The sequence below is a fragment of the Corynebacterium sp. MSK218 genome, from assembly GCF_030232655.1.
In the GTDB taxonomy this organism is placed as follows: Bacteria; Actinomycetota; Actinomycetes; order Mycobacteriales; family Mycobacteriaceae; genus Corynebacterium.
In genome coordinates this window covers 66796-79468 of sequence record NZ_JASPGN010000008.1, presented here as the reverse complement: position 1 = coordinate 79468, position 12673 = coordinate 66796, and the positions used below count along the sequence as shown (strand labels likewise).

Sequence of the window (12673 nt, the reverse complement as noted above, 5' to 3'; positions counted from 1 at the left end):
AGATCCTCTCCTGGGTGCTGTATTTCACAGTCCTATACCCTTGGGATAGTCGGTATGAGCTGGGTGGATATAACCAGGGTGGCCCTCATTACAGATCTTGGTATCACCAGTGTCCGTACTCTGGAAGGTGAGACGTCGATGGCGGAGAAATTCCCCATGGACGCTGAAAAGTGCCCTGGCCCACCGAACACAGGAGAATATGAAATGACCGCAACTATTCCAGGCCTTGTAGGTGACTTGCCCACGAAGAATGAGAAGCTCATTTCGTGGATTAGCGAGAGCGTCGAGCTCTTCCAGCCGGAAGAGGTCGTGTTCGTTGACGGCTCCCAGGAGGAGGCCGATCGCCTCGCTGCTGAGCTGGTAGAGAAGGGCACCCTCATCAAGCTCAATGAAGAGAAGCGCCCCAACTCCTACCTGGCGCGCTCCAACCCTTCGGACGTTGCCCGCGTGGAGTCCCGTACCTTCATCTGCACCGAGACGGCTGAGGATGCCGGCCCGACCAACAACTGGGCCCCGCCGGCAGCCATGAAGGAAGAGATGACCGAGGCCTTCCGTGGTTCCATGAAGGGCCGCACCATGTATGTCGTGCCTTTCTGCATGGGCCCTATTAGTGACCCGGACCCCAAACTCGGCGTGCAGCTTACTGACTCCGCTTATGTCGTGCTGTCCATGCGCATCATGACCCGCATGGGCCAGCAGGCTCTGGACAAGATTGGTGAGAATGGCGACTTTGTCCACGCTCTGCACTCCGTCGGTGCTCCGCTGGAGCCGGGCCAGGAGGACGTCGCGTGGCCGTGCAACGAGAAGAAGTACATCACGCAGTTCCCGGCGACCAAGGAGATTTGGTCCTACGGCTCCGGCTACGGCGGAAATGCCATCCTGGCCAAGAAGTGCTACGCGCTGCGCATCGCTTCCGTCATGGCGAAGGAAGAGGGTTGGATGGCAGAGCACATGCTCATCCTCAAGCTCACCAACCCGGAGGGCAAGAACTACCACATCGCAGCCGCCTTCCCGTCCGCCTGCGGTAAGACCAACCTGGCCATGATTACCCCGACCATCCCCGGTTGGAAGGCTGAGGTTGTGGGCGATGACATCGCCTGGATGAAACTGCGCGAGGATGGCCTGTACGCCGTCAACCCGGAGAACGGCTTCTTCGGTGTGGCACCGGGTACCAACTACGACTCCAACCCGATTGCCATGAAGACGATGGAGCCGGGCAACACCCTGTTCACCAACGTCGCGCTGACCGACGACGGCGATGTCTGGTGGGAGGAAATGGGCGAGGCCCCAGAGCACCTCATCGATTGGCACGGTAACGACTGGACTCCGGCTTCGACCACCAAGGCTGCGCACCCGAACTCCCGCTACTGCGTGCCGATTACGCAGTGCCCGTCCGCTGCGCCGGAATTCGATGATTGGAAGGGCGTCAAGATTGATGCCATCCTCTTCGGCGGCCGCCGCGCAGACACCGTCCCGCTGGTGACCCAGGCCTTCGACTGGAACCACGGCACCATGATCGGCGCCCTGCTGTCCTCTGGCCAGACCGCTGCCGCTGAGGGCAAGGTCGGCGCTCTGCGCCATGACCCGATGGCCATGCTGCCGTTCATGGGCTACAACGCCGGTGACTACCTGCAGCACTGGATTGACATGGGTGAAAAGGGCGGCGACCGTATGCCGGCCATCTTCCTGGTCAACTGGTTCCGCCGTGGCGAGGACCGCCGCTTCCTGTGGCCGGGCTTCGGCGAGAACTCCCGCGTTCTCAAGTGGATTGTGGACCGCATCGAGGGCAATGTCGACGCCGTTGAGACCGTCGTGGGCCACACCGCCCGCCCAGAGGATATCGACCTCACCGGCCTGGACTTCGACATCGAGGACGTCCGCGAGGCCCTTGCCGTCAACCCGGAGGACTGGGCTGGCGACATGGAAGACAACAAGGAGTACCTGCACTTCTTGGGCTCCCGCGTGCCGTCTGAGGTGTGGGATCAGTTCAAGGCGCTCAAGGAGCGCGTTGAGGCTGCCTCCTAACCTTTACTGTTAAGAATGCTCCCCTGCGGGGGAGCATTCGGCGTTTTACGGGGGTTAAGCGCGCAGGACGAGGACCAGGTTGGAGGTCAGGAACTCGCGCAGCACCGGCACCTTTGCTACCCACCAGGCCCACCACGGGTGGTAGCGCGGGAAAGCGGCGACGAGCAGCGTCGCATCACGCGACGATATGCGTCGCGCCCAGTCCAGGCCCTCACGAGCGGAGAGCGCAAAGAGCGAGGTACCGAAGACGTTCTTCGGCGGGTGGCCGTGGCGGCGGGTATAGCGGTCGCGGGCAAAAGCGCCGCCCACGTAGTGCTCCCACAGGCCGGTCTCGTGCCCGCCGAAGGGTCCCAGCCACACCGTGTAGCTCAAGACCACCAGCCCGCCGGGCTTGGTTACGCGCAGCATTTCCTCACCCATATCCCACGGGTTGGGGATGTGCTCGGCCACGTTGGAGGAATACGTGATGTCGAAGGTGTCATCCGCAAAGGGCAAACACGTGCCATCGCCGCGCACAGCCTGAGCCACTGAGATACCGGCGGCGGCCATCTCGCCCACGTCCGGCTCTAGCCCCACATAGCTGGCCCCGCGCTGGGCAAAGGCCGAAGCGAAATAGCCGGGCCCGCCCCCGACGTCGAGCACGCGCGCGCCGGTGAGGGAGAGGGAGTGGTCGCGGGTAAGGGCGTCGATAAGCGCAGCGGTGTCCTGGGCTAAGCCGCCGTAAAAGACCGCGGGCGCTGACTGCTCGAAGCGGAAGGAGCGCAGCAGCCGCCAGGAGCGGCGCAGGGTGGCCAAGCTACGGGTGCGTTTCATAACCCACTAGGCTAGTTCCTCGACATGAAAATCCTTCTTTTGTGCTGGCGCGATTCTACCCACCCGCAAGGCGGCGGCTCCGAGCGCTATCTCGAGCGCGTCGGCGAATACCTCGCTGCCCAGGGCCATGAGGTGGTGTACCGCACCGCGCGCCACATGAACGCCGCTAAGCGCGAGCGCCGCAACGGCGTGCTCTATTCGCGCGCCGGGGCCAAGTTCAGCGTGTATCCGCGCGCGCTGTTGTGGATGCTGTTCGGCGCGCGCGGCGCTGACGTGGTGGTGGATACCCACAACGGCATCCCCTTCTTCGCGCGCCTGGCTACCCGCGCGCCCGTGGTGATCCTGACGCACCATTGCCACCGCGAGCAGTGGCCGGTAGCCGGGCCCGTCTTGGCGCGGCTGGGCTGGTTCCTGGAATCCCGCGTGGTGCCAAGGCTCTATCGTGAGAACACGTGGGTGACGGTCTCGGAGGCTTCGAAGCGTGACCTGGAGAAGCTGGGCATTCGTGACGCGCACATCATTGAGAACGGCGTGGACCCCCTGCCGGAGCACGTGCCCACCTTGGAGCGCGAGGCCGATATCCACCTGGTGACGCTGTCGCGCCTGGTGCCGCACAAGCAGATTGAGCACGCCATGGACACCGTGGCCAGGATTCCGGGCGCGCTTCTCGACGTCATCGGTTCCGGCTGGTGGGAATCTCACCTGCGCGAGTATGCGCGCGCCCACGGGGTGGAGGAGCGCGTGCGTTTCCGTGGTCAGGTGACGGAGGACTATAAACATGCGCTGCTCGCACGGGCCGACGTTCACCTCATGCCGTCACGCAAGGAAGGCTGGGGGTTGGCAGTCATGGAGGCGGCCCAACATGGGGTTCCCACGGTGGGTTATGCATTCGGCCTGCAAGATAGCGTTATCGACGGCAAGACGGGCGTGCTGGTGCACCACGATTCCGAGTTCGCCTCAGCGGTGCGCATGCTTGTCGACGACCCCCTCCTCCGCACCCGCCTCGGCTCCTCTGCCCGCGAATTGGCCGCTACTTTTTCCTGGGAGAAGACCGGCGCGCGTTTCGAAGAACTACTAGAAGCGGAAGTGCGCACCAGGCGGCGCTAAGCGCCCACGGTACGGGTGCCGGTTGGGCGTTCGTGGTGGCAACGATGCGGCCGTCCTCGACGACTGCGCCCACGCCGAGCTCCTCGAGCCGGTCGAGGTCGCGCGTGGTCCAAGCTTCGGCGGCCGCGAGGTAGCGCGGCGACGGTTTATCCACGGTCACGCCGTCGACGGTGAGTTCGCCGGAGTCGAGCTTGTTCGCGGCCTTGGAGTAGGGGTCGAGGGCAATGCCGCCGTCGACTGGCACCATGGCTGGGCGGTCGGCGAAGAAGGTCAGGCGCCCGTCGAGCTCTTCGACGAGCTGGCGGTCGATGCTCATTTCGCGCGGCTTCAACACGGCGAGCTCCCGCGGCGCATCGGGTGCTTGGAGCAGGCAGGCGCACAGCGCGAGCGCGGCCGGAAGCTGGCGCAGAGACGCGATGCCCGCCACGGCCAGTGGCAGGGCAAGCAAGGTGAGCTTGGAGGAATCGCGCAGCAGGCCGGCGCCGGGGATGTGATCCACGGCGAAGGCAGTAAGGTTCGGCGCCAGTGCTCCGAGAATGGCTAGGCCCATGCCGGCAACCGCCAAGATCGCCAGTGGACGCAGCTCGCGCCGGGGCAGGCGGGCAGCACCCAGGATGGCCAAGGCGGCGACCAGGACCCCGGCCAAGGCGAAGCCCTGCTCGCGGGAGGCCGGTACCGCCGCGGCATTCCAGATGCCACCGAAGCCGAGTAGCGAGCCGACCGTGCCTACGTAGGCCTCCGCGCGTGGGGCAAAGGCCGCGGCTTGGGCGGCGGGGTCGCCGTGGGCGCCGGGGGCCATGGGCGCGGCCGGAAGTCCGGCCGCGAGACTGGGAACCAACCACGGTAGCCACAGCAACACCGAGCCGCCCGCAAAGAGCCACCTTCTTCGCCCTTCGCGCTCACAGACAACCGCGATGAGCCCCCCGAAGAGCCCGCCGGTGGGCGTCAAGGACGCGGCCCACAGCGCCAGCCACGCCAGCCGAGGGCGACCCTGCAGACAACCCCACGCGATCACGGGCGCTAACCATGCGGCTACGACCAGGGACCATTGGCCCTGCAGGAGGCGCTCAATGACGAAAGGATTGGCCACCGCGCACGCCATCGCCGCGGCTGCTGCCCACGGGCCAGACGTGCGCGCCCACCGGCACGCTACCCACGCCGAGACACTCGCAGCAGCAAGGATGAAAACCCGCGCCAACCACGCACCGCCGAAAAGAGCGAGCACGCCATCTTGCGGGGCATTGCGCGCAGGCAGGTCGCCGGCGCCGAAGGCCGAGGCGCTCAAAGCGGGCCGGTCAAGCAGGACCATATCGCGCCACAGGAACTCACCCGGCAGCAGAAAAGGCCAGCACACCGCCAGCACGAGCACCCCACCCCAGAGCCCAAGGGCCCACTTCGCTGCCCGGAAACTAGAGGCCGGAAGAGCAGATCGCTGCGAGGAGGACACAGCAGACGCCCTTAAGCGTTCTGGCTACGGCCACGCATGAACATCGCGGCCGCTACCGCCAACAACACCACGCCGATGGCCTTGCCCAGCCAGCCGACGATACCCAAGACCTTCACCGTGTCGATCACCCGGCGCACCGAGTCGAGGCGCTCGGTGAGGGTATCGGGGGACCAGGTGAGGGGGACGTCGAGAAGCGCACGCTCCTTAGTGTCATCGGCGTCGACCATAGCCTGGGCCTGGGTGGCGTCGGTGGCCCAGAAGATGCGGGGGTGCTGCTCCTCCTTCACGATGGTGCCGGTGGTGGGTTCTACCCACACCGTGCGGCTCACCGCGTAGTAAGGCTCAAGGATGACGTGCGAAGCCGGCTTGAGGTGGTAACGCTCCAGGGACTCCGGCGAGTAGAAATCGCCCGCCGGGCCGGCGCGGTGAGCATCAAAGCCAAAGACCTGGAGAAGCGAGACCGGCGCGACGTCCTGGTGGAAGACGTAGGTGGGGATGCTGTCGAGCTTTTCATCGCGCAGAAAATCGATGGGTTTGGCGCTTTGCGTCAAGGGATCGAAAAAGGGATAAGAACGCTGCTCCGCGCCGGCGGGGAAGAAATAGCTCATGCCATCGCGCTCGATCTCGTTGTCCACCTGCAGGTCAAAAGCCGGGATCTCGATGTGCTGCGTCGTGTTGGGGCCGGCGACCGGATAGGTGGATTCGCGGTTGAGCAGGGAATCCTCGGTGACGTGCACGATGGTCTTGCCATCGACGATGAGGTCCATGGTGGACTGTGCGCGTGTCACCGCATCCTTGTCTACAGGGGAGGTTGCGGTGTGCCGGGTCAACGTGGCGTCGTCCTGGTCCGCGCGGACTTCGAAGGTCAGGTCCGTGGCTAGGGGCCTCGACTGGTTGTTGTACAGCGGCGGCAGGATGGACCCGAGGATGAGGAAGACCGCGGCGGCAATCGTCACCTGCGCTAGGCGGGAGCGAAGGAACACGTCAGCTCCGATCGGTCGAGGGATGTACTGCAAAAATAGTATCGTAGTGGGCCATGCGCTTTCTCCCTGAGCTCGAAGGCGTGCGTGCGCTGGCAGCAATGGCGGTCGTGGTCACGCACGTGTCCTTCCAGACGTCTACCGGCTGGGCCTGGGCCGAGCGCTTGGACTACGGCGTGGCGGTCTTCTTCGTGCTCAGCGGGTTCTTGCTGTGGCGTCGGCGGCACGCGCACACGACGCGGCAGTATGTGCTCTCCCGCGTGGCGCGTTTGGCGCCGCTGTATCTGGTGTGCGTGGTGGCGGTACTCGCCTTGCTTCCCGACGCCTCCCCCTTAACCCTCCCTCAGCTCCTCACCAACCTGACCGGCACACAGCTGTATATCGCCGATGGGCTGGTGCCTGGGCTGACGCAGTTGTGGTCGCTAAGCGTGGAGTTTGCTTTTTATGCGGTGTTGCCGCTTTTGGCGTGGATGTTGGATAAGTTTTCGGCGCGCCCGCGGGTGGCGCTTATTGCGGGTGCTGGCGTGCTGAGTCTGTTCTGGGGCTTCCTGCCGTTTGTGGCCGGATATGAATCTGGCGATGTCAATACGCAGATTTGGCCACCGGCGTATTTCTCGTGGTTCGCGGTGGGAATGCTGGCTGCGGAGGCTGAATCGGCCGGTGTGCGCGTACGCGCTGGACGTATTGTGCGTGCCGTCTGCTGGGCGGTGGCCGCGGGGTGCGTGTGGCTGGCTAGCCGCGAGTGGTTCGGCCCGCAGGGCTTGGTCCATCCGGCACCGGATGAGTTTGCGCGGCGCATTGCGGTGGGCGCGGTGTGCGGGGCCTGCATTGTGGTGCCGGTGGCGCTGGCGCCCCGTGAGAGCTGGCTTTCCTCCGAGTGGATGCGCGCACTGGGCCGCTGGTCGTATGGGGTTTTCATGTGGCATGTGGCGGTGCTGGCCATCGCTTTTCCGCTTTTAGGCGTGTCGGCCTTCTCCGGTTCTGCCTGGGATTTCGCGGTGGTGCTGGTCTTTACGGTGGTGGTCAGTTGCGTGCTGTCTGCTGCGACCTACACGCTTGTCGAGGTTCCCGGCCGCGACCTTATCCGCTCCCTTGCCAGCGGCCGTATTGCCGTCCCGCGCTCCCTGCCCCGCCAAGCCGATAGTCCTGCGAACTCCGCGCGCTCTGCGGAACCATATGCGGCCGGCTGGGTGCCTAGCGCGTGCTGCGGTGTGGGAGGCAGGCGCAGGTAATAGCCGCGACGCAGAGCAGCTGCACGAGGAGCGAATCGCCGGCGTAGCCGTCCGTGGGCCAAGGCGCGCGGGCGAGCATTGCGCCCGCGGCCAAGGTGAGCGCGCCCGCCAGGTAGTCGGCGCGCAACGTGGTCCAACGCGTGATGGCCCACGCCGCAGCAGCGGCGGCCACACCGGGAAGGCCCGCGACGAGAGCCAACATTGCCACGGTGAGTAGGGCCAGCAGGACACGCGCCGAGGTAGACGAGTGGGCAACACGGGTGGGGGAGAGCGTTCGGGAAGCAGCGGTGGTGCTGGAGCTCGCTGGGAGGGTGGTATCGGCGGCAGGGCTGGTTGAGGTCGAATCGTGCGGCGCGCAAGCCGTCGGCGAGGCAAAGGAAGCAGCTTGAAATCGGGCCCCGCGGGCTATGATGAGCAGGCACAGCGCGGTGGTCAGCGCGGCGAGTGCGCCGCCGAGGCCCAGGCCGACGCGGTAGGCGCGGTCGGCTACGAACGACATGTGAAAGGTGCCACCGGCGCCGGCGGGGATGAGGAAGGCTTGGGTGTCGGCGTCGATGGAGCGCGGTTCGAGGCGCAGTTGTTCCGAGTCGGAGTCCGGCGCTGAATCTTGTGCTGAACCTGGCGTCGAGACTGCGGCTGTGCCGGGGGAGCGGAGCTCGCCGCGCAGGCCCTCGTTGAAGGCACGGCCGGTGATAAGGAGGCGGTCATGGTCGGCGGGCTCGATGGGCTCGCCAGAGGTGAGCCGGTCATAGCCGGAGTTGGTGCCGGATGGGGCGGCAGGCAGGGGCGCGGGCAAGGAGGACGCGGTATCTGTCAGGGCCGCCCAATCGCCGGTGGTGCGCACGAGGTGTTGTCCGGCGGACAGGTCGAGGGTGGAGCCTGGGGCGTGGGGGGAGCCGTCGATAAGCACGGGCTTGGTGCCGGCAACCCGCACGGTCATGGCGCGCGGAGCGGTGAAGGAGCGGATGAGGATGCGTTCGTTGTCCTGCTGGAAGAGGAACTGCTCGGCATCCGGCGAAGTATCGGGAACGGTGACGAGGCGGCGCGGGGAGGGCTGGTCCACGATGGAGGCCTCCGCAATTCCGGTGCGGCGCTGTGGCTCGATGCGGATGGTGGAAGCATGCGCGCCGGGCACGCGGATATCGCGGGCGCGGAAGGCCTCCATGGTGACCGTGACCTTGGAATCGCCGTTGTGGATGGTCACCTCAGTCGTGCCGGTGGTCATCAGCCGCAGTTTCGGCGAGGTCCACGTGGAATCGGAGTGCAGCTCTAACCAGCCGGAATCGCCGGGCGCTGGCCACCACGCGGTGGAATTCTCGTCGTCGACGGCCGCGGTAAGAGAACGCGCCGGGTTCGCCCCGCCGAAGGCAGAGGCATCCGCGGCAGACGACGACGCGGTAACGCGGCCATCGTGCTCCACCACCTGGGTCAGCGGGCCAGCAGAGGGGTAATCGCGCAGTCGATTGCGCACGGTGGAAGGGTCATCGGGGGCCAGCGGCGCGGAGACCGGGCCGGTGAGCGTGCCATAGTTGCGGTCGCGCAGCACAGGCGTATCGGTGACGATGTCCGCGTCGGAGGCGACCAGTTCGTGAGGTCCGGAGAGGAGCGCGAGCGACTCCCCGCCGCCCGCCACGCGCGGCGGGGTGGCAGGCGCCAGGTTCATGGAGAGGTCGGGGTCGAAAACCACGACGTCGACCTCACCGAAGGTGTGGACCTCGCCCGGGATGTGCACCGAAGAACCAGAGATGAGGTCGTGGCGCACCGCGACGGCCCCGATGCCGAGGCGCTGCAACACTAAAGGCGCAGACGCGGGGTCGCGGGCAATCTGCGCCATCGCCCCGTCCAGGCCACGGATGGCTTCGGGCGGGATGAGGGGGATGGCGTCGCGGACGGCCCAGGGGACGTCGAGAAGCGGCTGCGCCGGCTCATCGCGCGTCCAGCCCCAGTCCTGCCGGGCAAAGGAGGCCGGCGGGTAGATGAGCACGCGCGTATCCAAGCTGTTCATGAAGGAGGCGGCCTCGTGCCAATAGGCCGGGACCTCCTCGTACGCGCCCTTGGGCAACAGCCGGCCTGCCCACGCGGGAGCGGTCGCCCCCATCATCACGAGGCACACCAGAAGGCCTGCTGCTTGACGACGCCCCAAGCCCAAAGAACGCGGCAACCTCACCCGGGCGGCAATCGCGGCCACGCCGAGCACCAGCGGGATGCGCGCCAGCGGGTCGAATTTATGCACGTTGCGCAGCGCGGCCAGCGGGCCGTCGAGCGCGTCGAGGTACCACGCAGCATGCGTGCCGAGCACGGCCACGCCCACCAGCAGCATGAAACTCCACACGCGCGGCAGGCGGGACAACCCCATAAGACCAAGAGCGGCCATACCGGCCGTGAACAGCACGAAGACCGGCTCGGTGGCCAGCTCATTGCCGGCGATGCGCTCGGTATCCACAAAGGGCGCCCAACTTGTGGTGCCGCGCAGGATTTCCGCTAGGTTGAGCCAGCGCGTGGTCACGTGAGCGGATTCGATGAACTCGGTAAAAGGCGGGGCATAACGGCCCAGGATGAGCAGCGGGATAACCCACCACGCGGACACCGCAGCGCACCCGGCCAACCACACCAGGCCGGTCTTGCCCGCGCGCCGCCACAACAGAATCAACCCCGCCGGCAGGCAGGCGGCAAGTGTGGCCGTGGCGTTGACCGCGCCCATGCACGCCACCGCCACCACCGAGGGGGCTGCATCCCGCCAGCACAGCTGGCCCGGCCGCAGGAAGGGCAGCAGTACCCAGGGGGCGAGCATGACCGGCCAGGTCTCCGAGGAAATTGCGCCTAACGTCGTCAGCGTGCGCGGCGAGAGCGCAAAGAGCACTCCGCCCACAAGCGCGGCATAATCCGGCGCGGCGGGAAGAACAGTGCGGACCAGGCGGAAGAAACCCAGAAAGCCCACGGACAAGACCAGGAACCACCAGGCGCGCTGCGCTATCCAATCCGGCAGCGGGTCCGCCAGAAGGAAGAACAAGCCCTGCGGGAAGAGGAAGCCATATGCCTGGTTCTGCAGCTGGCCCAGCGTGAAAGTATCGGTATAAGCATGCAGCGCACCAGCTAGAAAGCCCGCGGGGTTGGCCACCAGATCATGTTTGGTATCGGCGGCGGTGAGCCCCCATGGCTGCACCAAGACCACGAGGGCTAGAAAGAAAAGCCCCCCGCTGCGTGCGCGCACGTTTACTCGCGCGAGCCGTACTCCGGCCCGCCCATCACGGCGTCGGAGGCCTTGACGGAATTATCACTCGGTACGGCGTCTGCCTGCGAGAACTGGGCAATACCCAGGATGGTGACGACTCCCAACGCCACGCCAACGACAGCACTGCCCAGGGCAGGGCCCACGGTGCGCTTGTTGAGGGAATCGCTATCGAATGCCATGGCGCCAGATTCTAGCAGTCCTCGTCCTCGTCGTCGTTCTCCGGCGGCACGATAAAGACCGGCAGACCCGCATTGCGCACGATGTATTCCGCCGTCGAGTTCGTCCACAGCGAGCGGAAGCCGGTCAGCGCGCGGGTGCCGGTGACGATGACGTCGACGTCGAGTTCCTGGGCGGCGTCGACAATCGCGCTCTGAATCGACGTCACCGACTCCACCAGGTGGGCATGTCCGCGCAGGCCCAAGGATTCCGCCTTGGCGATTCCCCGGCGGCAAATCGCCACTGCTTCCTCATAAGCAGGGTCTTCCTCCACGCTGTCCGGCGAGATCGTGGACTGGTGCAGGCCAGTGCGGCTGACCGCACGTGCGGCCTGGCGCGCGGAGGTTTCCCACGCGGTGAGGATTTCGACGTCGGTTGGGCGCAGCAGGTTCGCGGCGTATTCGAGGGCGCGGTCGGCGCGGTCGGAGCCGTCGTAGGCGATTAGCAGGGTCTCTCCGTTGCTCATGTGACCATCCTAACAACCGGGTGTTGCCCGTGCGGGCCCTTCAGGCAGACTGGTGGGTATGAGAAAAGCAATGCCCGCCCTCCTGTTGAGCACCGCGTGCGCCCTCAGTGCGTGCGGTTCGGAGCCTGTGCTTTCCGACGTCCCGACAACGCCCACCCCAACCTCGTCCGCCGCCCCAGGTGCTGCGGACAAGACCAGCGAGGCCGAGACAACCGAGTCCGAAGCGCCCGAGGACGTGCGGGCCCGTGCGGCAGCGAAGCTTATGCCGCCGGCACTGAACTATGAGGATGCCCGCGCGAAGCTGGACGCAGGTGTGGGCGGGCTGTTTATCCCGAGCTGGGCCGACCCGGAACTACTCAGCGATGGTCCGCGGGGAATCAACGCCCTGCGTGAGGAGATGGGGCGTGACTTCGAGGTGTCCATTGATTTCGAGGGCGGCCGCGTGCAGCGCTTTTCTGAGATTTTGGGCGACTATCCTTCGCCGCAGGCCATGGCGGAGGGCCATACCCCAGAAGAAGTGGAACAGATGGCCACCGAGATTGGGCACAGCCTGCGCGCGCACGGCGTGACGGTGGACTTTGCTCCAGTACTTGATGTGGATGGCGGAGGCCTGGAGGTGGTGGGGGACCGCGCCTTCTCCACCGACCCAGAGACCGCCGGCGACTATGGCGCGGCTTTTGCCCGCGGGCTACAGTCAGCAGGTGTTAAGGCCGTGTTCAAGCATTTCCCCGGACATGGGCGTGCCTCCGGGGATACGCACCTGGGTGAGGCCGTTACCCCGCCCCTGGAAGAACTGCATGGCCACGAGTTCGTGCCCTTTCACACAGCTCTTCCGCAAGCCCCGGAAGCAGCACTCATGATGGGCCACCTCGTGGTCCCCGGCCTGGGTGAAGAACCTGCTTCCCTTAACCCGCGCGCCTACCAGCTAGCCCGCGAAGAACTTGGCTTCGAAGGCGCCATTTATACCGATGACCTGGGAGGAATGGCCTCCATTTCGGAGAACTTCAGCGTGCCGGAAGCCGTGGCCGCTGCCCTCGCCGCAGGTGCTGACATGCCGTTGTGGTCCACCGACGACGACATCAACGCGGTGATCGATGCGGCCGCAGACGTAGTGGCCCAGCAGGATACCGACTAGGAAAAACTAGCTGGCAGACG

The 12673-nt window shown here is 65.8% G+C and carries 10 protein-coding genes; 4 read left to right on the top strand and 6 right to left on the bottom strand.

Annotated features, from left to right (window positions below):
• The first annotated feature begins 204 nt into the window (after positions 1–204).
• The gene (locus QP922_RS08040; RefSeq protein ID WP_284808793.1) at positions 205–2025 is read left to right on the top strand and encodes a phosphoenolpyruvate carboxykinase (GTP); all 1821 of its coding nucleotides are present in this window, start codon (positions 205–207) and stop codon (positions 2023–2025) included.
• Between the two features lie 54 nt (positions 2026–2079).
• Here QP922_RS08040 and QP922_RS08035 read toward each other — a convergent pair whose 3' ends face one another.
• Complete coding sequence (locus tag QP922_RS08035) at positions 2080–2838, bottom strand: class I SAM-dependent methyltransferase (RefSeq protein WP_284808792.1); 759 nt, start codon at positions 2836–2838, stop codon at positions 2080–2082.
• Between the two features lie 24 nt (positions 2839–2862).
• Between QP922_RS08035 and QP922_RS08030 the strand changes: the two genes are divergently transcribed.
• Positions 2863–3945 carry a glycosyltransferase family 4 protein gene (locus QP922_RS08030; protein ID WP_284808791.1) on the top strand — a complete coding sequence of 361 codons (1083 nt, stop codon included), beginning with the start codon at positions 2863–2865 and terminating at the stop codon, positions 3943–3945.
• Here QP922_RS08030 and QP922_RS08025 read toward each other — a convergent pair.
• The gene (locus QP922_RS08025; protein WP_284808790.1) at positions 3869–5392 is read right to left on the bottom strand and encodes an MmpA family trehalose lipid delivery protein; all 1524 of its coding nucleotides are present in this window, start codon (positions 5390–5392) and stop codon (positions 3869–3871) included. The genes QP922_RS08030 and QP922_RS08025 overlap by 77 nt on opposite strands.
• A gap of 11 nt (positions 5393–5403) precedes the next feature.
• Positions 5404–6375 carry a PorA family protein gene (locus QP922_RS08020; protein ID WP_284808789.1) on the bottom strand — a complete coding sequence of 324 codons (972 nt, stop codon included), beginning with the start codon at positions 6373–6375 and terminating at the stop codon, positions 5404–5406.
• A 53-nt stretch (positions 6376–6428) separates the two neighbouring features.
• On the opposite strand from QP922_RS08020, the gene QP922_RS08015 reads away from it, so the two are divergent.
• On the top strand, positions 6429–7604 hold the full coding sequence (locus QP922_RS08015) for an acyltransferase family protein (RefSeq protein ID WP_284808788.1): 1176 nt from the start codon (positions 6429–6431) through the stop codon (positions 7602–7604).
• Here the strand turns inward: QP922_RS08015 and QP922_RS08010 are convergent.
• Genes QP922_RS08010 through QP922_RS08000 form a run of 3 tightly spaced genes read right to left on the bottom strand, consistent with a single transcriptional unit; the run spans position 7567 to position 11518 of the window.
• Entirely contained in the window at positions 7567–10815 is a 3249-nt protein-coding gene (locus tag QP922_RS08010; protein ID WP_284808787.1) for an alpha-(1->3)-arabinofuranosyltransferase domain-containing protein, read from the bottom strand. The two genes, QP922_RS08015 and QP922_RS08010, sit on opposite strands and share 38 nt — an antisense overlap.
• A 2-nt stretch (positions 10816–10817) precedes the next feature.
• Positions 10818–11015, bottom strand: a complete 198-nt coding sequence (locus QP922_RS08005) for a DUF2613 domain-containing protein (RefSeq protein WP_284808786.1) — start codon at positions 11013–11015, stop codon at positions 10818–10820.
• A gap of 11 nt (positions 11016–11026) precedes the next feature.
• Positions 11027–11518 carry a universal stress protein gene (locus QP922_RS08000; protein WP_284808785.1) on the bottom strand — a complete coding sequence of 164 codons (492 nt, stop codon included), beginning with the start codon at positions 11516–11518 and terminating at the stop codon, positions 11027–11029.
• A gap of 58 nt (positions 11519–11576) precedes the next feature.
• Here QP922_RS08000 and QP922_RS07995 point away from each other — a divergent pair, with 58 nt between their 5' ends.
• Positions 11577–12653, top strand: a complete 1077-nt coding sequence (locus QP922_RS07995; protein ID WP_284808784.1) for a glycoside hydrolase family 3 N-terminal domain-containing protein — start codon at positions 11577–11579, stop codon at positions 12651–12653.
• Positions 12654–12673 lie beyond the last annotated feature (20 nt).